The 23,637-nt window shown below is 41.2% G+C and carries 22 protein-coding genes and 1 pseudogene; 3 read left to right on the top strand and 20 right to left on the bottom strand.

Translation table 11 applies throughout. The annotated features are described in order from the left end of the window. Positions 1-32: 32 nt before the first annotated feature. From PAV_RS08950 to PAV_RS08980, 7 genes are all read right to left on the bottom strand, one after another. The gene (locus PAV_RS08950; protein ID WP_005545338.1) at positions 33-1,016 is read right to left on the bottom strand and encodes an ABC transporter substrate-binding protein; all 984 of its coding nucleotides are present in this window, start codon (positions 1,014-1,016) and stop codon (positions 33-35) included. 85 nt (positions 1,017-1,101) lie between these two features. After that, positions 1,102-1,929: a helix-turn-helix transcriptional regulator gene (locus PAV_RS08955; RefSeq protein WP_005545340.1), complete on the bottom strand. Its 828-nt coding sequence runs from the start codon at positions 1,927-1,929 to the stop codon at positions 1,102-1,104. A gap of 191 nt (positions 1,930-2,120) precedes the next feature. Next, positions 2,121-2,810, bottom strand: a complete 690-nt coding sequence (locus PAV_RS08960) for a lysoplasmalogenase (RefSeq protein WP_005545342.1) — start codon at positions 2,808-2,810, stop codon at positions 2,121-2,123. Positions 2,811-3,199: 389 nt separating this feature from the next. Further along, complete coding sequence (locus tag PAV_RS08965) at positions 3,200-4,468, bottom strand: cytosine deaminase (RefSeq protein ID WP_005545344.1); 1,269 nt, start codon at positions 4,466-4,468, stop codon at positions 3,200-3,202. Beyond that, a complete protein-coding gene (codB, locus tag PAV_RS08970) occupies positions 4,443-5,723 on the bottom strand; it encodes a cytosine permease (RefSeq protein WP_005545347.1) in 1,281 nt (426 codons plus the stop codon). Before codB ends, PAV_RS08965 begins: the two co-directional genes overlap by 26 nt. Positions 5,724-6,091: 368 nt before the next feature. After that, the gene (locus PAV_RS08975) at positions 6,092-6,451 is read right to left on the bottom strand and encodes a thioredoxin family protein (RefSeq protein ID WP_005545349.1); all 360 of its coding nucleotides are present in this window, start codon (positions 6,449-6,451) and stop codon (positions 6,092-6,094) included. A gap of 232 nt (positions 6,452-6,683) precedes the next feature. Continuing rightward, the gene (locus PAV_RS08980) at positions 6,684-7,025 is read right to left on the bottom strand and encodes a helix-turn-helix domain-containing protein (RefSeq protein ID WP_040735635.1); all 342 of its coding nucleotides are present in this window, start codon (positions 7,023-7,025) and stop codon (positions 6,684-6,686) included. Positions 7,026-7,459: 434 nt separating this feature from the next. Here PAV_RS08980 and PAV_RS34550 point away from each other — a divergent pair, with 434 nt between their 5' ends. Beyond that, positions 7,460-7,597: a hypothetical protein gene (locus PAV_RS34550; RefSeq protein ID WP_157266713.1), complete on the top strand. Its 138-nt coding sequence runs from the start codon at positions 7,460-7,462 to the stop codon at positions 7,595-7,597. 26 nt (positions 7,598-7,623) lie between these two features. On the opposite strand, the gene PAV_RS08990 is transcribed toward PAV_RS34550, so the two are convergent. The 12 genes and pseudogenes from PAV_RS08990 to PAV_RS09045 form a co-directional block, all read right to left on the bottom strand. Then, positions 7,624-9,390 carry a GMC family oxidoreductase gene (locus tag PAV_RS08990; protein WP_005545354.1) on the bottom strand — a complete coding sequence of 589 codons (1,767 nt, stop codon included), beginning with the start codon at positions 9,388-9,390 and terminating at the stop codon, positions 7,624-7,626. 372 nt (positions 9,391-9,762) lie between these two features. Then, on the bottom strand, positions 9,763-10,206 hold the full coding sequence (locus tag PAV_RS08995; RefSeq protein WP_005545356.1) for an SMI1/KNR4 family protein: 444 nt from the start codon (positions 10,204-10,206) through the stop codon (positions 9,763-9,765). A 70-nt stretch (positions 10,207-10,276) separates the two neighbouring features. Further along, positions 10,277-11,482, bottom strand: a complete 1,206-nt coding sequence (locus tag PAV_RS09000) for a hypothetical protein (protein ID WP_005545358.1) — start codon at positions 11,480-11,482, stop codon at positions 10,277-10,279. A 377-nt stretch (positions 11,483-11,859) separates the two neighbouring features. Further along, positions 11,860-13,917, bottom strand: coding sequence for a serine hydrolase domain-containing protein (locus tag PAV_RS09005; RefSeq protein ID WP_005545360.1), 2,058 nt, complete (start codon positions 13,915-13,917; stop codon positions 11,860-11,862). A gap of 136 nt (positions 13,918-14,053) precedes the next feature. Next, the gene (locus PAV_RS09010) at positions 14,054-15,325 is read right to left on the bottom strand and encodes an ATP-binding protein (protein ID WP_005545362.1); all 1,272 of its coding nucleotides are present in this window, start codon (positions 15,323-15,325) and stop codon (positions 14,054-14,056) included. Between the two features lies 1 nt (position 15,326). Continuing rightward, on the bottom strand, positions 15,327-16,067 hold the full coding sequence (locus PAV_RS09015; protein WP_005545364.1) for a LytR/AlgR family response regulator transcription factor: 741 nt from the start codon (positions 16,065-16,067) through the stop codon (positions 15,327-15,329). A gap of 219 nt (positions 16,068-16,286) precedes the next feature. Then, positions 16,287-16,730, bottom strand: a complete 444-nt coding sequence (locus PAV_RS09020; protein ID WP_005545366.1) for a cell wall hydrolase — start codon at positions 16,728-16,730, stop codon at positions 16,287-16,289. A 285-nt stretch (positions 16,731-17,015) separates the two neighbouring features. Then, positions 17,016-17,633, bottom strand: a complete 618-nt coding sequence (locus tag PAV_RS09025) for a VanZ family protein (protein WP_005545368.1) — start codon at positions 17,631-17,633, stop codon at positions 17,016-17,018. Positions 17,634-17,694: 61 nt separating this feature from the next. Then, positions 17,695-18,558, bottom strand: a complete 864-nt coding sequence (gene vanY, locus PAV_RS09030) for a VanY-A/VanY-F/VanY-M family D-Ala-D-Ala carboxypeptidase (RefSeq protein WP_005545369.1) — start codon at positions 18,556-18,558, stop codon at positions 17,695-17,697. Positions 18,559-18,665: 107 nt separating this feature from the next. Beyond that, positions 18,666-19,772, bottom strand: a complete 1,107-nt coding sequence (locus PAV_RS09035; protein WP_040735636.1) for a HAMP domain-containing sensor histidine kinase — start codon at positions 19,770-19,772, stop codon at positions 18,666-18,668. A gap of 81 nt (positions 19,773-19,853) precedes the next feature. Continuing rightward, positions 19,854-20,272, bottom strand: a pseudogene (locus tag PAV_RS09040) (response regulator transcription factor); the annotation flags it as partial. A 538-nt stretch (positions 20,273-20,810) separates the two neighbouring features. Continuing rightward, positions 20,811-21,371, bottom strand: a complete 561-nt coding sequence (locus PAV_RS09045; RefSeq protein ID WP_005545375.1) for a TetR/AcrR family transcriptional regulator — start codon at positions 21,369-21,371, stop codon at positions 20,811-20,813. Between the two features lie 151 nt (positions 21,372-21,522). On the opposite strand from PAV_RS09045, the gene PAV_RS09050 reads away from it, so the two are divergent. Next, the gene (locus PAV_RS09050; protein WP_005545378.1) at positions 21,523-22,476 is read left to right on the top strand and encodes a DsbA family protein; all 954 of its coding nucleotides are present in this window, start codon (positions 21,523-21,525) and stop codon (positions 22,474-22,476) included. 219 nt (positions 22,477-22,695) lie between these two features. Here the strand turns inward: PAV_RS09050 and rlmH are convergent, their stop codons facing one another. Further along, positions 22,696-23,175, bottom strand: coding sequence for a 23S rRNA (pseudouridine(1915)-N(3))-methyltransferase RlmH (rlmH, locus tag PAV_RS09055; protein ID WP_040735637.1), 480 nt, complete (start codon positions 23,173-23,175; stop codon positions 22,696-22,698). 269 nt (positions 23,176-23,444) lie between these two features. Between rlmH and PAV_RS34555 the strand changes: the two genes are divergently transcribed. After that, positions 23,445-23,612: a hypothetical protein gene (locus PAV_RS34555; RefSeq protein WP_005545381.1), complete on the top strand. Its 168-nt coding sequence runs from the start codon at positions 23,445-23,447 to the stop codon at positions 23,610-23,612. The last annotated feature ends 25 nt before the right edge of the window (positions 23,613-23,637 follow it).

A 23,637-nucleotide genomic window follows, 5' to 3' on the forward strand; every position in this document is an offset into this window, starting at 1 on the left:
CTCCTTGATTTCAATGATATGCTCTCGACTTTTTAGAGTTTATGTAAGGCATTTGTTATATTTCGCAAAGCGTATTCGATAGCTAACGGGCCACCAGTAATCGCGGAACTATCCATTAAATAGACATTGCCCTTCTCTACGGCATTCAGTTTATTCCATACATTACTTTGTTTTAATTCATTCATTAATGTTTCCTTTTTTGTAATGTCACCTATAAGGAAGATATGGTCTGCTTGAACCGTTGAAATTCCTTCAAACGTATTAAATTTATTAATAGCACCTTTGAATGTATCATCTGGTGTAAGTCCCAGTCCCCTTTCTTTATCAAACGCAAGTGTATAGACAGGATTCCCTTCACCTAGAACATTAAAAGTTTTTCCATCCCAAGACAATATAAGTGCTACTGACTCTCCTTGAATCGACTTTAATGCTTCGCGCCCAGTTGTGATTTCTTTCATCATTTTATCAATTACTTTTTCCGCCTCTTCTTCTCTACCAATAATCTCGGCTACTGTACGGAGTCCATATTGCCAATTTTCATAGATGTCCTTGTATTTTAACGTAATGACTGGCGCGATTTTTTCTAGTGATTCATACATTTGTTCATGTTGTTCGGTTGCTAAAATGTAATCCGGCTCAAGAGCTAAAATTTTCTCAATACTAGGAGACACCTTATCCCCTAACTCCTCTGCTGCATCGAGCTTCCCTTGTAAATAAGATAAAGTCGATAGATACTCTTTCTCCGTAGTAGCAGCAGGCGGCTCACCTAATGCAACTAATATTTCAGGGTAAAAGTACCACAACGAGGCTATTTTTTCTGGTTTTTTCTCGATAACAATTTCTTTGCCTAAGGCATCTTTAAATGTTCTTGGCCAATCCTTTGTAGCTGACTCAACAGCTGTTGTAGATGCGCCTTCTGCAGTCGCTCCTTTATTTTCAGCAGGTGTTGCATTACAAGCCGCAAGTATGACTACTACTAATAGCATGGAGAGTAATAGTCCTATCCTTTTTTGCATACGTAAAGCCTCCAACATTATGTATTCTTTCGGTGCCATTAGTATAGTAAAGTCATTTGTAGATTAGAATGGATGCCTGATGAAATTAGCATAGATTATTGATGAACTTCGCTCGATATTCAGTAGGAGAAATACCAAATTGCTTCTTGAACACTCGACTAAAATAAAAGGGATCCGCAATCCCAACCGTTTGCGCGATTTGTTGAACAGGCGCATCACTTGTAAATAGCATTTCTTGCGCCATGTTTATACGGTATTTTAATAAATACTCTGCCGGCCCCATGCCTGCATGTCGTCTAAATACGTAAGAAAGTCGATTTCGATTAACGTTATTATGTTCTGCAAGCGATTCTATTGTCAGGCTTTGATCATAGTATTCATGAATATAATTCGATACCCGTTCAAATAAAGTAAGTGATTCACAGCTATTCTGCCTATTAATAACACATAATAAAGCTTCATTCAGTACATCGCGAAACAGCATTTCGGTCTGAAACATCGGAATGCCTCCGCGTTGATTATACACTTGCCACAGGCGCATAATTAATTCGATAAGACGAGGGGATTGTCCCGTTGATAATTCAAAATGCTGATGGGAAAAGCTTGACTCTTCTAGTTCTGAGTGACATATCCGGTATTGAACAAGGATATACTCCCAGTTGGTGTTGCCAAACAACTTTTGAGCTAGTTTCATGTTGGCACCCCCATGCACAACTTTTCCTGGCGACAGGATATAAGGCGTTCCATTAAATTGAAATTGTGTCTTCCCGGTAAGTGGAAACACGAATCCAGGAAAAGAATCTGTATAGTCAGCGTGAGGCACACCTGGACTTTTAGCATATCGATATACGCCTTCTACTTGAAAAGGAGTGTGAGCAAGATGCTCTGCTAACTGATTAACGTCGATTTTCACATTGCATCCCTCATTTCAAATAGTAGTCTTTTCAGTAAATAGGGGGGTATCATTTCTATCTCCACATTATTGATAACGATTATCATTGTCAACCTGTTTGGATAATAAAAATGCCGCTACCCGGCAAACGTTCAAACAGCCGGGTAACGGCATCCGATCAAGGTTTTCTCAAAATGTTTAAAGCGTCCCACCTACATCCTCAGGGCGCGCCACTTCGACAACTGCTTGCCACTGAATACGTTCGCGATGCTGCCCGCAATAAACAACTGTGCGGCGAAGTACGTCAGCATAATCCAAATGCCTGATGCCGGCACGGCGCCGACGAACTTATTCCAGGCCAGAATCGAGTCCGACGCGGCGAACAAAATCGCTCCGACCGACGCATGCCAGTTCCGACTCATGATCGCGGTCCAGCACATGACCGAGATGACGCCGACGTAAACGGCGACCGGCAGCCATAAATCGCTTTGATCGCTGTTCGCCATGATCCCATTGTGCAGCTGCCAACCAATAAGCCACGAGTATACGCCGATCGGTGCCAACCACAACAACGCTAACAGTGAAAATTCCCACCGCCGTATCATAGCCGCTACGTAAAGCAGATGCCCCACCATAAAAGACGACAAACCGAACATAAACCACTGATTTCCGTTCTTCAGCAGGAATGCATCCCCAGCTATGCTAAAAATCAATCCGATCACGACCAAAATCTTATACATCCTAAACTTGTCCGCAGGCTGCGAGCTGACAGCGAGCACGATGATCAGCGCCATCGGCAGCAGCTTGAAGATCCAGTTTAGTATGGTACTGTCCAAGGACAGCGTCGCCAAGTGAATCACACCCGTTACGATAATTGCAAGAACCAGCCATTTCCGAAGCATAAATCAAGTCCTCCCCATCATTTTGGGTATTTGCTTGCTTGAACTTCCGATTCTGACTGATACGTATGCCCTTTTTCACGCTCACATTACAGAACTAGCCTTCTAATGCGACTGTGCGCTATTGGTTTACAATCGCATGAAAAAGCCCCTGCAAGACAAAACTCACATAGGGCTTTTAAAGCGTCTGGTTCGAATTGTATCCAGCCCATCCCATGTGTCCAGAGATCCGCTAGGTTATACATATGCCAACCGAAACAAGAATTATCGAAATCATATACGGTGATTTGTCGAACTGCTACTAGTGAAATTATACCATGATTCGGAAATTATTGTCGTCGCTTGCATATATAAAAAGAAGCAGACCCTAAGGCCTGCTTCTCTGCTTTTATTTATTTTTGAAACGTAATGGTCTCACTTATACTGCCCAGCTTCACGCTGGTCTCGCTCGGTTTTGTCTCAGCAATAATCTTACCGTTACGGAAAGAATATCGTACCGCAGCCTGCTTGCGAATGGCCTCATACTCATTCTCCGCATTCAATACGATAAAGTTGGCCGGCTTGCCTGCCTCAATCCCGTATTTATCCTCAATTTGCAGCGTCGTCGCGCTGTTCTTCGTAATCATATCGATGCTGTTCACGATCTGCTCATAGCCCATAAGTTGTGAAGCATGAATACCCATATGCAGAACTTGAAGCATATTGCCTGTCCCCAGCGGATACCATGGGTCAAAAATATCATCATGACCAAAGCACACATTAAGTCCTGCTTCTTGAAGCTCTTTTACCCGTGTTAGGCCTCTACGTTTCGGATACGTATCAAATCGTCCTTGCAAATGGATGTTCACCAGTGGATTGGATACGAAATTGATCTTCGACATTTTCAGCAGACGGAACAGCTTGTACGCATATGCATCATTATAGGAGCCCATCGCCGTTGTATGGCTGGCCGTTGTACGTGCGCCGATGCCGCGTTCGTAAGCTTCCTTGGCTACTACCTCAACGAATCTCGACTGCTCATCGTCAATCTCATCGCAGTGGATATCAACGAGACGATTATATTTTTCCGCCAGATCAAATACGATTCTCATCGAATCTACGCCATACTCGCGTGTAAACTCAAAATGCGGAATGCCGCCAACCACATCGGCCCCCATTTTCATAGCTTCTTCAAGCAGTTCTACTCCATTTGGATAGGAGAGAATCCCTTCCTGTGGAAAGGCAACGAGCTGAAGATCCACATAAGGAGACATCTCTTCCTTCACTTCCAGCAGCGCCTTAAGCGCTACTAGAGTAGGGTCTGTCACATCCACATGGGTTCTCACATGCTGAATGCCCTGAGCGATTTGCCACTTAAGCGCGGTCTTTGCTCTCGTTTTGACGTCCTCTACTGAAAGAGTTTCCTTCCGCTGCGACCAGCGCTGGATGCCTTCAAATAGCGTACCGCTCTGATTCCACTCTGGCTCCCCTGCTGTTAAGGTTGTGTCCAAATGAATATGCGGCTCAATAAAAGGAGGAAGCACCAAGCTCCCTTTCACATCAATGACCTCATGTCCTTCTGTGGAAAGCGAACTTTGGGTAATCGTCTTGAATGCTCCATCCACAATCTCGATATCCCATAAACCTTCCCGACCTCTAAGCTTCGCTTGTTGAATAATCACGGTTCATTCCCCTTTTCTCGTTTTCGTTAAACTGTTTTTCCGGGAAACACTTCATACCTATAACATACAGCACAGCTGTACCAATCAAGCCATTAATAGGAGGGACGCCAGGTACGAACTTAGCAATCAGAATACCGCCGATCCATGCCAATATCGCAATCCAGTTCACGGATTTGAAGCTCATTTCTTCGAATTTCTTATAGGATCCGCGATGCAGGATATAGAAATCCGCTAGCAGAATCGCGCCAATCGATGGCAAAATCGAGCCAAGCACCGTCAAGAAGCCTACGAAGTTATTGTACAGCCACATCGCCATGATTGTACCTACTGCTCCGTTAAAGACAACAATGATTTTCTTAGGCAGCTTCGTAATATTGGCAAAGCCCAGACTGGATGCATACAGCGCATTTTCATTTGTCGTCCAAATATTTAACCCTAGCACAATGATAGCCGGTATAATCAAGCCTTGCAGAAACATGACATCAGAGATATCCGCTTTTCCATACACAATTGCGCCTACTGCTCCGAATAGAAACATCAACGAGTTTCCAAGGAAGAAAGCAATGACTGTCGATACGACCGCTGAACGAGTTGTTTTTGCAAACCGTGCAAAGTCTGGTGTTAGCGTCCCCCCGCTGATGAAAGATCCGATACAGACAGTCAATGCTGTAGCAAGACCCATCATTTCTGTCGGCTTATAGCTCATTAATCCTTGCAATCCGCCTGCTGTTGAAGTCGCATCAATGACCGAATAGCTTCCTAGTACTGCAATCGCCGGTACAGCGATGGTGCCGAGTATCGCCAATGCTTTAATTCCATAAATCGCGGTAACTGTCATTAAAATGCCTGCAATCGCAATCAAGACATACACGTTCATTCCCGTTACTTTCTGAACTGGGACTGCGAACATCGCGACCCCTACACCAAACCAGCCTACCTGCGTAAAGCCTAGCAATCCTGAAGATAAATAGGAGCCTTTTGAACCAAACGCATATTTCGTCAGCAAGTGAGTCGACAAACCCGTCTTTGCCGCAATATAAGCCAGCGCTCCTGTATAAACGCCCAAGATCAAATTCCCTGCCAGTACAATTCCAATAAAAGCGCTGAACGTTAAGCCATTTCCTAACGCTCCGCCTGACCACATGCTTGCCGAGAAGAACGTAAATCCGAGCATCACGGCGAGTATTTTCCAAAATCCATTCCGATGTGCTTGTGGTACAGGTTGCAACGAGAATTCCAAATCTACTTTTTCCATTATCCATCCTCCAGATCGTCTAGATACCGAGTATGCTCAAGCAGATGGAACAGGCAGGAATGATCGATGGCGTTCAGGAGCAATAAAAAAGGCTTATTGCCCAGTTGCCCTGACAATAAGCCGTTTACGATCGCAGTAAAACAATAGGTACACGTGCATATACACACGTATCCCTATAAAGATCATACATTCCGCTGTCCTTGTCAGCCTCACGGGACTGAATTAAAGGTATCTTATTAAATTGTCACTATTATAAATCGATATATCGGTATCAACAAGTGCAAATATTGGAAGTTGCTTGAGCTGCGACGGGCAAGACATCGATGATTGGGCAGTTCACCAGATGCACATTCGTGAATCTAAACCGTTCATTTCACGGTTTCATCAGAGAATTGTCCCGTCACTAAGTCATAGATTTTGCGAATTTTTTCGTCCAGCAGATCCAGATGCACGATTCTTGCTTCACGTATATATTCTTTCCCCTCCACGTAAAGCAATAGAACAGGCGCGGTAAAAACAGAAAAACTCCCGGCAACCGCTGGAACTTCTTCTGCATTGATCGTCGCCAGATGGATATCCGGGTATTTCATCATTAATTTCTGTACCTGCGGCTGCAATGCATGACACACACTGCACCCTGTCATGGTGATATAGAGAAACGATAATCGATGGCTCCTTATAAATTCATTTGCCGATTCGACACTCGTTAATTGCTCAAATTCTCTCATGGGTACCTCCAAGTATAGGAATCCATCATATCGCAAGGAGTGGGATGTATTGAAATCCCCTTACTTGTAATACGGTTATCCGTGATATCTATAGTACAAAATATAAGGACACCCGTTTAGGTGCCCTTTATAGTTGACAGAGGTTCAGGATGGCAAAATGCGACAGTGTAAATTCGCAATTCACCATCTCAAGGCCTTAATCCAAACTTCAGCGTTATTAGGGTTTTCCCTTTCAATCCAGCTGATCGTCCAGCATAGCCTCAATGACTTTCAATACCCTCTTTTGCTCATTTAAACTTCTGCTTCGGAGCCTATCCACAATTTCTGCAAGTGTAGAATCGTTCCCCTCTCCACTCACAGGCTGGATGTAACTAAAGAACTCCGCCATCGAGAGGTTGAGCGCACTCGTAATTCTAGCCAGTACTACGACGGAACATACCTTCTCAGAACGTTCCAACTTACCAATATAAGTCTCGTGTAGCTCAGCCTTGCTTGCAAGTTCCTCCTGGCTTAGTCCGCGTAGTTTCCGAAAGTGTCGAATGCCTTCCCCTACCATCTTCATAAAATCACTCACAGCGATCACCCTAAGCAAACCATAGACTAGCCATTTGCGCGCTCCAAGATACTATAGGGTTTATTTTTAAATTATATACCCTATAGGGATTTAATTTTGATATAATAAGATTGCCCTGTTTTTTAAAAAATAAACTAAAAGGCATAAAAAGAACGCTACTTGGAACTTTACAAACTTAATCATATCAACAAGTCCCCGTATCGAATCGGATATGTGATATAAAAACAAGGAAGGAATGCGTCCTATTAGAGTGCAATGCATATTTCCCGACAGCTCAACTGCGGATGTCTATGTTTCCGAAATTGGAGAATTTCTTCGTCTCATAAAATTAGTAAACGGGATAACAATGGAAGGAATCAATTATAATGTAGTTCATACAGAGCTAATTGTAGAAAAAGAAACTTTCTATATTTCAGTGCTATTGAAGCATAGGCATGTACAATAACAAGCTCAATCTGGGGCATGCAGAGGATAAAATTAACACTTATGATGCGTCTCAGCCTACCGGATCTATCGTCAAAACGAAAAAAGAGCTGGCGTCGCCAGTTCTATCCGACAAAAATAAATTCTGATTCTTTCCAGTCAGACATTACACTTATTAATCTTCTAGTTCATCCTCAAAATCTTCGTCATCCAGCACGTAAGGACATCGATTATTTTGAATAAAGCGCACAGCATTTAATCCTATCATTTGGACAGGTATGGATGTATTCCCATCCGGTAAAATAGGAGCAACTGAGAGATCAGCGACCTTAAGATTAGTTGTACCGAATACATCAAGCTGTCCGTTGACAACTCCATCGCAAACGCTCTTCCCCATCTTGCACTGCCCGCCATAATGATAGAAATTTGAATACGATGCTCTTACGAAATCACTAAGCTGCCGTCTTTTTTCTGCCTCATCGGGTATTTGGAAAACTTCCTCCGGCGGGTACACCACAGCTTTTATTCCGCTATTATTTAATCTAGCCTCTTGAATAATGTTATACATGTTGATATATTGATCCACCAAGAAATCTAGATCATTTGTATTCTGTTGTAATGGGTTAAAGGCAAAGGACGGCAATGCTTCGGGATCGCTGTGCGAGGCCATAATCGTCCCTTTACTCTGGGGGTTAAGATCTATAAGACCAAAACTCATGACATTGACTTGCTTATTTACATCCAGCTCCCACCCATTGCTTGCTATGTCTGAAGCAGGAACAAAGAGTGCTACGGGAGCCCCTAGAATCTGAAGGCGGCGGCCCTCCAACACATTATTCTTATTCTCAGCTGTAAATGCGCCTAAAATAATTGGTTGATTAGGGTCAGCACCGAGTACCGGTAGTATTTGGGATGTTTCTACCTCGACTGCAAGTCCTGCATAGGCTTGCGTTTGCAGATTGTATCCTACATTCGGATTTTCAATTAATGGTTTAATTCCTGCGCTAAGCAAATCACTGGATTTGCCAATTCCTGATCGCTGTAAGATAAGGGAGGAGGAGAATCCTGCCGAGACGATCACGCCTTTTCGGGCAAACGCTGTTTGTGAAATACCATCTCTAACGTACTGAACCCCGCTGGCAATCATTTGACAATTCTTGTTCTTGAATAATATCTTGTTCGCTGTTGTTTTGCCGAAAATAGTCAGCTTTCTCTTTCCAATCCCAAACTCATCAGGATGAAACTCATTACCCTGCGTAACTATGCTCTCATTTAAATACCCTGTTGCAGTAGAGGAACGGGTAATTGTATTACCATCCTCCTTCTGAAGAAATTGAGATTTATAAAATGTACAGTCTCGAACTCCTGTGTTATAGTCCTCAACACGTTCTATTCCTAGTACTTTAGTTGTTGCATCTGCTAGCGATTGGATAAGCCCATTAGGAGGTATATGCTGCTGTCTGACAAATATAGGCCCCCGTCTTCCTCTCTCATTCGGACTTTGTGTCTGCCCCGTATAGGTTTCATTTTGAATAAACAGGGACCGGACTTGGTCGTAGCTCCATCGAGGTTCACCAGTAAGGGCAGCCCATTCGTCATACAATTCTTTACTTCCCCGGACAGCATACATTTCGTTCACTTCCGAGCTCCCGCCAATAACCCTTCCATTGACCGTAACAAGCTGTCGGCCCACAGAAGATTCTAATTTAGATAGTAAATTGAAGGCAAACTTATTATCGCTAGCCTGAATAATGGCATTTAACACGCTTGGATCACTCAACTGATCCGTGCTATTTATTCCAGGCTCAAGCACAAGTACGGAAGTTTTTTTGTCATCCGTTAATTCCTTAGCGATTACCCCACCTGCTGTTCCAGCACCAATAACAATATAATCAAAAACGTCCTTTTTGCCTTTTTTCTTTTTATGTTTTTTATGCCCCATTCATTTATCCCCCCTCTTCTTGAAGTAGTATCCTTCTAGTTATTAAGATATGTGGATAAACTCTGATTGATATAGATAGAGCTCTTAATGAATGCGAACATTTTGTCTTTCGTCTTTAACTTTTTAGAAGCTTTATGCCGAAAATTACTTTGGGGGTCGAATTCTGACAGAGAACTGTCGAATAAAGAGGATTTTTAAGTCGTATCATGGCAGAAGAACTTCAAGAGAAAATAAAGCAGTTTAAGTTGTAACAGGAGCAGAATGCTTAATTAGCGGTCTGACTGACCAGATAAAATGAGGCTGTCCCAAAAGTAGATCAATCTACTTGAGGGACGGCCTCTTTGATTAGCATAATCTGCCGAATTGAACAAATTACCATTCATAAAAATTCTCTTCGATCATTTCCTCGAATGAATTGGCTAATAACTTGATCTCCCCGGTATCGTGATACCCGATGAAAACCTCTCCTGTCTGATTCATGAAAATCGGATCGCCGGATCCATCTATGGAAATGACATAACTGGTTCGTAAAACCTCTGCAAAGGGATGTCCCTTGAATTGCTCTCGGAACCCCAACGTCAAATCGACAACCGTTTCATTGCCGAGACTAGAGCCATTAGAGAATGCATGTATCGTAAGACCCGCATATGCTCCTCCAAACGTCTTGATAAAGTGTACGTAGTCCTCATGAAAGTTTACATTCAGCCGTTGCTCCGCACTAACAATTTCCTCTTGGCTTGCCGGAATGCCTACTAGTGTTTCATTATCTTCCTGATGAAGAAAAATCTTTAATCTCTCCATTAACGCATCCTTCATAGGTAATCCCCTTCTCAATAATTCCCCAGTTTAGTTCAGCAGTTGTTCCCCGTTTACAATCTCCTTTCAATCAGTAATCGCGAGCTGCATCGAACCAGCGCCCAGCCATCTCCTCCGTTATAGGCTGGCCGATCAGGTGATCGGACTGGCTAAGTTGCCATACTGCTTCGCCAAGGTCTTCTCTTTCGGTGGTTTCGATACCTTTGAGGGTATTGAAGCGCACGGTGAAAGCAGTAATGGCTGCCTCGGCATCGGCGAGGCTGCGGGCCTGCGCCAAGGATGCCTGTGCAGCATTGTAAGCTTCGTTAGCCAGTTTGGCCAGACGTTTAGGCCAAGACGAGAACGGGCGGCCATATTCGCTCTCCCACCACTCAGGCTTTCGCAATTGGCTCACTGAAGCATAGCCGGCCCATGGGCGTGTCTTGGCGCGTGTTTTCACTTGCTGCCTTAAGCGCTTGCCCGCGGCCTCTTCCACATTGTAGGCGATAAATCCTTCAAGCAACGGCCACGTGTCCAAGGAGGGCATGTCCTCTAAATCAGGCATGAAGCGCAGCTCCAAATTCGTTAACCGGGCATGACGAGCCAACAGGCCCATGTCGCAGAAGTTCCCCCACAAACTCAGTGAGTCAAGGTTGGGGAACCGGTCTAGACAGTCCAGCGAGATGGGCTGTCCCAGCGGCGTGTTTTGCAGCGTCAGGCTCGTCACCCGGTGCAATTCACCGATGTCGGGCAGGGTGAAAGGAGGATCATTCTTGCGTCGACCGGTGCGCGGCGCTAGTGTCAGAGAATACGGCATATTTCCAGTGGCCGATAAGCGTAATAGATCGCCAGACACGTTCAGGCGGAAAGATCCCTTCGGAAGCTTCAAGCTCAAGCACCCTCCGGACTGGCTCAACTCGATATGCAAGCTATGCAAAATGGACTGGCTGGCGTCCACCACCGTATCTGCAGACAGGATCGGAGCCCACGTCATCTCTTCAATGGGACGTGTCTGTGCCCAGTCCAAGAAGCCCGTGTCACTGCCTGAATAGTACAGAAATCGCGGCCAAGGCGAGCCTGCCGGCGTGGAGAAGGCATCGAATACGGTCCAATCAATTCTCGCATCTGACGCGACGTGAAGGTCTACCCTTTGCCCTAATTCCGGCGGTCCGATAGATAGGCTCCCCACACCGGGCCGAATGACAAGGTTGTGGCTGCGAGGGCCCGTCAAGTCAATGGGATAACAACCGTCTTCTCTAACAGAATCAGAAGGGTGAGCTTGGTTATGAATTGGCACTTCCGTCATCCTCTCTTCTACCCTTGATTACAAGACAACTTTGGTCTCTTGAGTTCATTTTTACCTTGTATCTTAATTTCATTATAATGATCGCTTGTCCTGAATCTACCTACTTTTTACCTGGATTCTGGAAATACAAACGATTCAATTTGCATTTCTGCCTACCGATCCGGGTTCTCTCGATCCTGAACAATAAGGTGCAAAGCGGAGTACGGTATCTTCTGCAGATGGACAAAACGGTACATAAATCAATCTGCTCTTTTTTTCATGTACCGATCTTTCTCTTTGCGTCCTTCCAAGTTACCTGAGCATTGGACAAGAACTTATATCCATAAATCAAAAAGTCCGCTAGTTAGGCGGACTTCAATGCTCCAAATCTATTTATTCTTCAATTCAATTTTAAATACATCACCCGCTTTTCCGCCAAAAACGATCATCCCACCTTCAGGCAGTACTACCGAATGATTGTTAGTAACCTTTGAGAAGTTCACAGCCATTCCATTCTTGTCGTAAACGGCAAATCCCCCACTTGCCGGAGTCTTAACGTTCATGACTCGATTGGCTGATTTTTCATCGATTTTATACCATTTCGCCTGACCACTCGATGGTATGATGATGCTTAATGAATCCTTGCCATCATAAAGGATTGGAACAGCATCTTCATTGATATAAGAGAATCCATCAATCTTTAAATACTCCGTCTGTCCTTCTTTATAAAAGTTGAGATCAAATACATCTCTTCCGGCCATAATCGGAATTTGGATAGCATTTACTGCTTGATTCTCATTAACAATTTTAGTCCCATTTGCGTATCCATGATCCATATCAACGGATATTGTCTTTGCTATCATTGGCGTGGCCAGATAAAATGCAGAAGTTATCTTTTCATCCACCCTATAATAACTTTTTCCGTTTCTATTTTCCCATACCTTTTTAGTTGTTTGTTGGAGTGGATTGGAATCCAGCTTTTGATAGGCATAGAACACCATCATGGACTGACCTAATCCTTGGTTATTCGTATAAGCGTTAAGCTTCACATATGTTCTTCCATTTGTTTGTTTGTCAAAGCTTAATGTTACACTGCCATCTTTGCTTTTGAATTGTCCATCGCCCGTATACACATATGTTTGTGCGGGTATCAACCCTCCGTTTTGTGCAGGTAAATCAATCACTCCGTTCTTAATCTCCATATTTATGGTTGAATCCCTTGTACCATACAATCCAGCATAAGAAAGCATTTCAGACGGCATGTTCACCTTCAAGGAAGGTTTAAATGTTTTCTCGGGTAGAATTTCCTTAATATGCCCCTTGTCTTTTAAGTATTCTAATAAAACTTTCGTTTCAAATGCAAGATTGAATACGGAAGACCCTCCTGAAGAAAGCACAGCCATAGAAATATTATGTTCTGGTATTGTAATCAAGGAACCGTGATAAGTAGCGACGTCTCCACCTTTGGATAATGCCGTTATTCCGTAATCATCAAACGCTGGCAAGCGAACAGTGTCCCAACCAAGACCATAGTTAAAGGCGTTCGCTTTTTCAGAAACCCATATTCCTCTTTTATATTCAGGACCTTGCATGGCTTTGGCTGATTGTTTAGATAGAACATCCGTTCGATTACCTATTAACATATCTGCAAACTTAGTTAAGTCTTCTGCAGTTGAGTAGAGCCCGCCTGACCCAAGGGTGTTAGCATTCTCGATGGGTAAAGCCTGATCCATCGTAGGAAAGTAAGCTTTGGCTACCCTTTCTCTATCAAATTGATCAAGTGGTGTTTTCGTTGAGCTTAAATTCAGAGGCGTGCTCACATATTTCGCAAGGAATTCGGTATAGCTCATACCGCTCACTCGTTCAATCATGATTTCAAGCAGATCAAACCCATCGTTTACATAAACGGAGAATTCACCTGGATTTGAATTTAAATGTTCCGATTGTAACTTGTTCAATAATTCATCGTGGACTATTGTATCATTGTCATCAAATAAAGAACTATTCGGAAGATGAGTACCGTAAAGCCCTGACGAATGATTCATTAACATACGAGGGGTAATCTTTTTATATCTTTCATCTGCCATTTTGAAGTCTTTGATATACGTTGTAAGTGGCTTATCAATATCAATTTTATTAGCATCAGCTAGCATCATCGCTGCAGCAGACACATGCATTTTACTTATCGAGCCTATACCAAACATAGTGTCTTTGGTGATCGGAGCTTTGGAAGCTTTATCGTTTACACCGGCGTTATCTGATAAAACAATGGATCCCTTATCCATAATGGCATACTGCACACCACTTGCACCAGAGACGGAAAGGAGCTTCGAAGCTTGCACCTTTGCCCTTTCTTTTACAGTAGCCGGATTCGTTTCAGCAAAAGCTGGGCTGACCGGAATGGCAATAAGCAAAGCGGCCATCCCTACAGAAACCATTCTCTTCATTATTCATTCCTCCTTGTAATTCGTTCTAGATTATACTTTCTGAATTCATCATACATGGAGGAAGGCTGCTGTATTCAAATACGCCCTGAAACGAAAAAACAATCCCTAAACAACATGTTGTCTAAGGATTGTTCGTTTAAAATGGCAGGAGGACCATATTATTAAATACTTTATGTTTCGTTTCAATGGTCATATGACCACCGTACTTGTCGCAGATTCTAGCGATATTGGTTAATCCAATACCATGAAATTCAGGAGATGGTTTTTGGCTATGTAAGTGGGCAACTTCATTCTCCATATAATTCAAGATGTGAATGAGTAGAGTAGACTCGGTAGAATGTATTTTTATAAGAATGTACCTATCTTCTGCGATCGTTAACTTTTTAGAAGCTTCTATTGCGTTATCTAGCATATTTCCAATGACAACACATAAGTCATAACGGTCTATATGGATTTCTTGCGACCATAAATTAAGCTTTATATCTATTCTAATGCCATTGGCATGTCCAATATTAAGCGTATTTGTAATAAGAGCATCTATAACCAGATTCCCCGTATTAACCCGCTGATACGCTCCTTCGACTTTATTTAATGTTGTCTTAATATGTTCCATTGCAGCTGCTAACTCATTTCGCTTTATACATTCTTCAATATATAAAAACTGTTGATTCGTATCATGAATAATTCTTTTAATGGATTTGAAGCTGTGAACGACCTTTTCGTAATTCGCATCTTGATAATCCATCTGATGTTGCAGCTGAGTATGTTCTTGCATGAATTTATATTTATCAATAATCGAATCAAAAATATAGATAATCATAACGTTTAAGAAAAGAAAGCCAATAGCGGAAATAAAATAATAGACGGTCTTATAATTTAGAATATATAGGTGATATATACTCATAAGTGGAATAGCCGAAATTAATACGTAGTAACGATAATGCAAAGAGTAACTACTATGTCTTGCAAGTGGTCGTATGATCTGAATGATGGCAAACATGATGATGAAAGAGAGTAAAATAGCTTTCATGTAGACAATTTTATTAGTTTCATTTACAGGGTCAAAGCTAAACTCAACTGAATCTAGGGTATAAAAAATATAAAGAGATATACAAGTAACGAGAGACATTAAAACGCTGTAAAGCATAGAGAAAATGATCTTCGTTTTCATCTCTACTTGATAAGATTGTACGAAACTAAATATCATAAGCAAGGCTAGAATCGAAGATAAAATTGGTGAGACGGGAATAACAAGATATAGGAAATCGAGCAGCCCAAAGATAATAAAGTAAATGAATCGGTTATGTTTTTTAGCTGATTTACCAAAAACCGAGTTGAAGAAAAAATTAAGTTGAACGCCCATCACAAGTACAATTGTAAAAACAACAAGTAAATTATTTTGAATCATATTATTCGATCTTCCTAATCATATATTTGGTATAAACATCTTTAACCTCTTTGATTTTAGAACGGCCTATGGGTAATTCCAATCCATTGGACATGAGAACAACTCCGCTAGCAAACTTTCTCACATGAAGTAGATTAATGATAATGGAACGGTGGATTTGCAGGAAGTTACTGTCTTTTAAAGCTAAAGCATAATCTGCAATAATTCCTTTGCTTTTATAGGTTTGATCAGTAGTAATAAAATGTAGTTTGCTCTTTATCGTTAAGCTTTTGGCAGCTTCAATACTAATAAGGTCGTCATATTTAATCATGATTGATTCATAGGCTGACTTGATGACCATAAACTTTTTATCAAGTGTTTGAAAGTACTGGCATAGTTTGATGATTTTCTCCTCCAAGATCGAGGGGGCAACAGGTTTTATCAAATACTGGAATGTCATGACATCAAAACTTTCTACCATATATTCAGGGTAGCTTGTCAGAAAAATAATTTGTTCATCCAAGTTATGTAACGCTCTTATTCTACGAGCTGTCTGAATCCCGTTCAGACCACCTATTTCGATATCCAAAATTAGAATATGGAACGGGGGTTCATTGGTCTCATAATGAGATACCAATTGCTCTCCCGAGCCGAATAATTCGATTTCAAATTCTATATTTGTCTTTATCGACAAAGTAATCAGGATGCCTTTAACAATCTCTCTTTGTTTTTCCTCATCATCGCAAATAGCCACTCTATACATAAATGATGCACTCCTCGACTATTTGAATTTTATAGTAATAGATTTTAGACGAAATGCAGATTTGAATCCCTTAAATCACTTCTAACCCGGCAACAACTTTATTCCACTAGACCAAAAAAAGCCGCGATTTACGCGGCTCTTAATGAGATAAAGTTTAGACAACCGGTATGACTGTGACAAGTCAGGATAAGAGATTCTGAGCTCTTTTCGTTCATACAATTAAAACGTATTATATATATCTTCACATTCTGCCGCGGTCGGTTCATAAAAACAGTGCTTCTTCCATCTTCCTGCGAGCGGCTGATTATACCAGGTTTCCGGACATGGTCCGGGATTTTCGAACGTTCCTGGACGGAAATACCACAGGGCGAATTTGGCTGGCCAACTTCGCTCCCCGTTCACAGCACGTCGCGCCAGACGGCGTTCCCTCTCTCTTGCGTTTTGATAGTACATACCATGTTGTAACGCTTCGAACGCATGCGGCTGGTTGATCATTTGGGGAATTGTCCGGATGTCTTTAAAGTCGGAGCAATTCACTCTTATTCGGTTAATGCCAACACTTCCAACATGGAGCATGCCCGTTTCGCCTTCGGTCTCAGCTTCAGCTCGAAGCAACCTTGCCAACATATCAATATCCTGTTGCCTGGCTTTTACGACTGCCATTTGCTCACCTCTTTAGATTTCTCTAGACTCATCATATTGTAGGCGAAGCGGATATGTTACTATGGCAAAAATAAAGAGCGATAACATCAAACATCATTGTACAATACAATCCGCAGGTAACTGCACGGTCAGCGCCATCTCGGTAACCATCCCACTGTTCGAAAGCCGCTTGTGCCCAGTATTGCAGCAAGGTGTAGACCGTAAACTTACGCACGGTCTCATGGTAGCCTACCAGTTCGGCCAAATGTATTTTTGTATTTTATTGGATAATCGACAGGCGTGCATTTAGAAAATTTTTCGAAATAAAATTGGATAATGAAGTAGTATCATACCTGTAAATGAACAAACTAAATAAAAAACAGCCTCGTATTTTACGACTAAAGAGGAAATATCAGGTTTTATTTCACCTCTTTTATATATCATTTTAAATAAAGCTCTATATATTAAATACCCAATAATCGCGCCTAGGGTGTTCATAAGTAAATCATCAATATCTGTAATCCTATGATTTAGCAATTGACTTAGCTCAATAGCCAATGAGAAAAATAATCCAGTATATGCAACATTTTTGATTGTTCTAAACTGCGGCCAAATAGTTGGCAATAAAAATCCTAACGGCATAAATAAAATAATGTTCAAAATATATGTAGTAATACCTTCAGAAGCAAAGGGGAGTAAGTTGATTTCACTTATACGAATTAATGTTTCATATTTTCCTATCACCCATATATTTCCTACCCCCGTCACCATATACACTAGCGCAAGGTAGAAAAGAAAAACATACACCCATAGAAAATGCTTAATAGATAATTTTTTTTGCGCCTTTAATAAAAATCCAGTTTGAAACACAATACAAAAAATAATAGTACAAAAATAAGTATACAAAACTGTAGCTGCAAGCATATTAGAATACGTCTCCTAACTTTACATTTAAACCAATGACTTTATCATTTTAGAACCTAATTCAAGAAAATGAGGTCACAATCACTCCATCTATATTATTACCGGATATTTCATGATGTTCATTCGCTGGTACTTCAACTTCAATTGTCTCATTTTGAGAAATGGGGTAATATGAAATTGTATATTTTGTCCCATCAACACTAACAGAAATGCTCTTTTCTTCTTTTAAATAATCCAAATATTCTTCCAAAGCTAAATTCATTTCCTGCATAATCACACTGTGAGGCAAGCCGACATAACGAATATGCCAAGGTTCATAATGAATTCCTGTAACAACCGTTTTATCCAAGGGATAGCGTAATATAAATCCGTATTCCCAAGAATTTTTTTCTATCCACCTTCCTTCAGGTGCTTTATCCATCTTCATTTGAGTAGATCCCACATCAAGCGATAACCCCAAATTGTGTTCGCTATGACCTGCTGGCAAAGCAAAATCAGAACCCATTTCTTCGTAAAGTCTGCTTTGCTCATCTAAGTCTCGAAAACCACTGCTAATTAAAAAGTGCCAAACCCCATCTTTTTTAGCATCAGCTATCATCTTGGAAAATTTTTTAGCTATTTCTTCTGACAATTTAATTTCGTTATCAAGTAACCCATACCCCTTTGTCAATTCTTCGTGCGTAAATAAATTTATGACATCTGATTTTATACTCTTTTGGCGAACAGGATGTTCATTGTTGACCAAGAGTAGATTCCCATGATAGATCTGTTCTTCCGTAAGCTCAATCTTTTGGATATTTTCAGTAGCTGTATTATCATTTTGTTCATATTTTTGAATATCTACTTTATCTTTGGATATCGGTAATATATTAAAAATAAAAACTAGAAATAATGCAAAAACCAATAAAAAACCCCACTTTTTCATTTTTAGTCTCCTCCTTGATGTAACTTGTTTATAGGATAGGAAAACTTTTAAAATAAAAGTGGGGTAAATTTTAAATTTTCCTTAAATTTTTCATTTGGATTTTACACTTAATCTCTTTGGGAATCCTCCATTGGTAATCGGGCTTCAAATATAGTGCGTATTAAATCACTTTCGGCAGTTATTGTCCCATTGTGTTGCTCTACTATATTCTTCGCAATGAATAAACCGAGACCTGTGCTATTTTCTTGATGAGTTCGTGCTTTGTCACCAGTAAAAAGCATATCGAAAATATGAGGCAGTTCATCTGGAGGAATGGCGTCCCCATAATTGATAACTTGAATAACTACTTCCTTTGAATCAATAGAGCCGTTGATATCTACATACTGCCCATCATATCCATAACGGTTTGCATTAATTAGAAGATTTTCAAACACACGCGCCAACAACTCTCCATCACCCATAATAGATAAAGGGGAAGTAATATTCGTTCTTGCTATCAAATCGTTTTTCTCTAAGACAGGATACAACTCTTCTTTTAATTGAATAAGTAGCTCGCTTAAATCGATTTGTTTCTTTTCAATTGGTAACATGCCATAATTCATCCTAGTTATTTCGAATAATTCATCAATCAACCGTTCTAGGCGTTGAGATTTAGTAAAGGCAATCGTTAAAAAATGCCTGATCTGATTTTCAGTCAAGCTATCATCCTTAAGGATTAAATCTAAATAACCTAAAACAGAGGTAAGAGGTGTGCGCAAATCATGAGCCAAATTCAATACTAACTGCTCTTTACTATTTTCCGAAAAGTCACCCCTTTCTATAGCCTTTTCCAATTTTTCACTTGCCTGATTAATGCCTTGTGCAATATCACTAAATTCATCATTTGACAATATTTGAACTCGATGCTTAAAGTCACCCTGAGCGAGATAATGAATTCCTTTTGAAATCTCATTGAAATAGGCAGAATAGGGTTTTGTAAGTAAAAAGAAAAACAATATCGAAAGCAGGATAAATAACAGTAAAAAGACGTTAAGGTCTCCAATATTTTGTATGATTTTGCGAAAATAAGCTAGTGTATCTCCATAACTAACATTTGTATAATAATACAATTGGAGTACTTTAAAGAGTAGGTATGTTATGGCGCTAGACAACAACATGCTTAAACATAACAATAATATCATTTTTGAACGAAAGCCTCGTAGTATTTTAACCATTGAGTTTATAATCTACCTCCATACCTGCTAAAAAATGTCTTCTGCACTATAAACTTTATTTGGATAACTGGTTAATAACTATAAAATTTCAAACTCTTTCGGTGTTGACTCAATATTCTTACCATATATAGTAACTGTACGTTGTTCAGGAGAAATCGTTAATCCTCCAAATTCCAAGTTTGAGTTCTGTTTGAATGGTTTCGTCATACAATCGTTTGCTCCAATCACGAGTCCCTGCACTTTATCAAAATCAGACATTTTCGCGCTCAAAAAATAATGGGCATATTATGTTTTTCGCGAATGCAATGTGCAACCTTATATCCATCCATTTTCGGCATCGCAATATTCAAAATAAGTAAATCAATGTGTTAAGTCTGGATAACATTAATATTTTCTTGCCCATCCAATACCTTAATGACACGATACCCTTCTAAATGTATAGCAACCAAATCAGCAATTTCAACATCATCGTCACCTATTAATATTGTTATATTTTCCATTCATTCTACTCATATACAAAAATATCATTAATTGAACTTAATTTTGAGCAGCAGAACTGCATGTAACTGAACAATAAATATTGTCACGCCTGTTGATTATCCAATAAAATACAAAAATATCACAGCAAAAAGGACGCCTTTTCAGTAAAATCCATTGCACCACACAACACGATTTGAAAGAGGCGACCTCCTGATAAGCATAAACTTTCGCCCATATTTTAGCCTCGATAAGATTGAAGTAAATGGACTTAATAATTGGTCTAACATACTTTCCCCCCGTGATATATCCTCTTAGATGTCCAGTATATTTTACCGATGAAATTTACCAACACTTGTGGTAAATTTCATCGCCAACAGCCTTTCTAGCGGATAAATAGAATGAAGCCATTTCTCTTGAAACGCAGGAGAACGCCCACCCAGACATTTTTATGGATTTTGGTTTCATTCCTGAATCTTGTAGTTAGTTTATTGCATAACTGCTTTGCCAATTTAGCTCTGCTTTCCATCTCTTAATACTCGGCAGAGTCAGCTTTAACCCTCACTCCTGGTCAATGCCCGACAGCAGAAAGGGAATAGCGGGCTGAATAAATGCTTCCGGCGATAATTCCTTCCCCTTTCTCCTCCACTCCACAGAAGCACCATATAACCCCCAACTTAAAAGGAGCGCTGTGATTTTTAGCGATTCATCCGCCGCCATCGTCAGTTGTTTTCGCAGCATTTTATAGAAGATAATCTCGAGCTGCTCTCGAATAATACGAGCAATGGTCTCATCGTATCCTCGATGACACCGATTGGATAGCGCGCTCTGGAAATCTGTTATAGCTACGAAAATATCAATAATCGTTGCTTCATTCAGCACGCTATTCCCAAAGTCTATCGCATTCAAATTAATCAAAAGCACTTCGGATAAAACCTTGTCGAGCAAATCATATATGTCTTCAAAGTGATAGTAGAACGTTGCCCGATTAATCATCGCCTCTGTCGTAATATCCTTCACGGTAATATCCTTGAATTCTTTTTTACCTGAAAGTTCAATAAAAGACTCCATGATTAACTTACGCGTTCGTAAAATTCGGGGGTCTGTCTTGGATTTCGTCATTCCTGTCCCTCCAACATTTTAAACAGATGTGCCCATGTGTTGTATAAACGACAAATCACATGATCTATTGGTGTTCCGGTACATTTATTATGGCTAAAATGGGATTGTAAAAGCAAAGTGATCTTTCGGAAACTTCAAGGAGGCAACCATCATGGCAAATGACGATAAACGAATAGTCAGCGATAATCATATGATTTGTGATCTTGAGACCGGTGTCTGCGGCGTAGCTGGGGAAGAAGAAGTGGAAATGATTGATTTCAATCCACCCCACAAATCCATTACAGTTTATTATGTGACGGATCCAATCTGCTCACACTGCTGGGCGCTTGACCCTGTCCTACGACGATTTAAAACGCAGTATGGACATGTTTTCAACTTCCAAACGGTAATGGGCGGGCTGCTCGAAAAATGGGGGGATGAGCCGGTCGATCCACGTAACGGTATATCTGGACCTGCTCATGTCTTCGACCACTGGCGAGAGGTTGGGGAATACTCACGTATGCCAATTGACGGTTCGCTGATGCTAAGCGATCCCGTTCAATCCTCTTACCCACCCTCTCGTGTATTTAAAGTGATTCAGCAACATCATGGCAATGCAGTAGCCTATGATTACTTAAGACGATCACGAGAAGCTTTATTCGCATTTAATCGAAATATCGCGGAGGAATCCGCCATGATTGACATCGTAAATCAGCTTGGACTGGATGGAGAAGCGATCGTTCAAGATGCTGAACATCGATCCGGCCAATCCTTATTGAATGAGGATTTTAGACTCGCTAGAAGCCTTGGCGTTCGAGGTTTTCCAACGATCGTCATGATCAATGAAGAGAATAAAGGAGTCAAAATCGTAGGTAGTCGTCCGTTGGAGTCTTACGTTGAGGGCCTTCAGCAAGTGTTGAATACGGGAGAAATTAAGCCAAGGCAACAACCATCGCTTTCGAACTTGCTTTCGCAAGAAAAGCTATTATTTTCTAAAGAAATTGAAGTGATGTATGAGATCGACAAGTCGGGGATCAATGCTTTTGTTGAAAAAGAACTTGCACCAGGAAGTTATGAAATAGGGAATCTCTTAGGGGAGTTCTACTATACAACAAAGAGTTCTTGATGGGGAACGTTGAAAATAAAGTCAAGGACAAAGAGCTAGCAATTGGGCTGCTCTTTGTCTTTTTACATAGAAATGGATAAATTTCTTGTGCGGATATCGCCTATGAGTTGGGGTACAGTCAGTCAGCAGCATTTCATTACGGATTTCGGACGCGTGCTTGAGATAGAGATAATGCCCGCAAACATATTCGTACCTTCTCCACAACAATATTTTTCGCCGTCACTTATGGTACGGCTCACCTCGATTTATCTTCACTGCACGGTAGATCTGCTCCACGAGTACCAAGCGCATCAACTGGTGCGGCAGTGTCATGCGGCCGAAGGACAGCTTCGAATTCGCTCGGCGAAGAACCGCATCAGATAGCCCGTTAGAACCGCCTATGACAAAGGCAACATTGCTTGTCCCGTACGTAGCCAACCGATCGAGCTGCGAGGCCAAGTCCTCACTCGACCAAAGCTGCCCATCTATCGCGAGGGCCACGACATGGGCATCCTGCTTAATGTGGCCAAGAATACGCTCTCCCTCACGATCCTTAACTTGCTCCAGCTCGGCATCGCTCATTTTCTCGGGTGCCTGCTCATCCGGTACCTCTGACACCTGGAATTTCACATATGGAGCCAGCCGCTTGCTGTACTCCGCAATGCCCTGCACCAAGTATTTCTCCTTCAGTTTCCCTACGCATACCAATTGAATGTTCATTGTTGCTGTTAACCCCGTTTCCTGATCTTAATCACCATATAAAAAGAGAGAACGATCCATGCCCTCCCTATGATCCAGCATATATATAGTTAGTGTACCCGACATTTATCTCCTTCGTCCATGTTGGCAATCAGCCGCCTGCTGTCACAAATTTTCAAAATAAAACAAAAACTTTTGTACCCAAACGCGTAAAAGCGTGATAGAATACATCTATGCAAATATTTACATCGGCTTTTTAACCAACAACTACAACCTTGGAGGTGTAAAGAATGGCGACGATCATTCTGTACATGGCTTACTTGCTAATTCCGGTACTCAGCTTTCTATTTCTGTTCAACCTGCTCGACAACAACAAGAAGAGAACACAATATTCCGTCTACTACTCGTCCATAATGTCGGCATTCTGCCTCATCGTGTTCTTGTCAGGGCAGCTCTAAACTTAATAGCGACTATGATTGTTAA

Origin of the sequence: Paenibacillus alvei DSM 29, from assembly GCF_000293805.1 — a bacterium.
GTDB lineage: Bacteria > Bacillota > Bacilli > Paenibacillales > Paenibacillaceae > Paenibacillus_B > Paenibacillus_B alvei.

Excerpts from the sequence above, each read along its gene's own strand:
- PAV_RS08950 (WP_005545338.1), bottom strand. The coding sequence starts at position 1,016 with ATGCAAAAAAGGATAGGACTATTACTCTCCATGCTATTAGTAGTAGTC.
- PAV_RS08960 (WP_005545342.1), bottom strand. The coding sequence starts at position 2,810 with ATGCTTCGGAAATGGCTGGTTCTTGCAATTATCGTAACGGGTGTGATT.
- codB (WP_005545347.1), bottom strand. The coding sequence starts at position 5,723 with ATGGAAAAAGTAGATTTGGAATTCTCGTTGCAACCTGTACCACAAGCA.
- PAV_RS08975 (WP_005545349.1), bottom strand. The coding sequence starts at position 6,451 with ATGAGAGAATTTGAGCAATTAACGAGTGTCGAATCGGCAAATGAATTT.
- PAV_RS34550 (WP_157266713.1), top strand. The coding sequence starts at position 7,460 with ATGTACAATAACAAGCTCAATCTGGGGCATGCAGAGGATAAAATTAAC.
- PAV_RS08990 (WP_005545354.1), bottom strand. The coding sequence starts at position 9,390 with ATGGGGCATAAAAAACATAAAAAGAAAAAAGGCAAAAAGGACGTTTTT.
- PAV_RS08995 (WP_005545356.1), bottom strand. The coding sequence starts at position 10,206 with ATGAAGGATGCGTTAATGGAGAGATTAAAGATTTTTCTTCATCAGGAA.
- PAV_RS09005 (WP_005545360.1), bottom strand. The coding sequence starts at position 13,917 with ATGAAGAGAATGGTTTCTGTAGGGATGGCCGCTTTGCTTATTGCCATT.
- PAV_RS09010 (WP_005545362.1), bottom strand. The coding sequence starts at position 15,325 with ATGATTCAAAATAATTTACTTGTTGTTTTTACAATTGTACTTGTGATG.
- PAV_RS09015 (WP_005545364.1), bottom strand. The coding sequence starts at position 16,067 with ATGTATAGAGTGGCTATTTGCGATGATGAGGAAAAACAAAGAGAGATT.
- PAV_RS09020 (WP_005545366.1), bottom strand. The coding sequence starts at position 16,730 with ATGGCAGTCGTAAAAGCCAGGCAACAGGATATTGATATGTTGGCAAGG.
- PAV_RS09025 (WP_005545368.1), bottom strand. The coding sequence starts at position 17,633 with ATGCTTGCAGCTACAGTTTTGTATACTTATTTTTGTACTATTATTTTT.
- vanY (WP_005545369.1), bottom strand. The coding sequence starts at position 18,558 with ATGAAAAAGTGGGGTTTTTTATTGGTTTTTGCATTATTTCTAGTTTTT.
- PAV_RS09035 (WP_040735636.1), bottom strand. The coding sequence starts at position 19,772 with ATGGTTAAAATACTACGAGGCTTTCGTTCAAAAATGATATTATTGTTA.
- PAV_RS09045 (WP_005545375.1), bottom strand. The coding sequence starts at position 21,371 with ATGACGAAATCCAAGACAGACCCCCGAATTTTACGAACGCGTAAGTTA.
- PAV_RS09050 (WP_005545378.1), top strand. The coding sequence starts at position 21,523 with ATGGCAAATGACGATAAACGAATAGTCAGCGATAATCATATGATTTGT.
- rlmH (WP_040735637.1), bottom strand. The coding sequence starts at position 23,175 with ATGAACATTCAATTGGTATGCGTAGGGAAACTGAAGGAGAAATACTTG.
- PAV_RS34555 (WP_005545381.1), top strand. The coding sequence starts at position 23,445 with ATGGCGACGATCATTCTGTACATGGCTTACTTGCTAATTCCGGTACTC.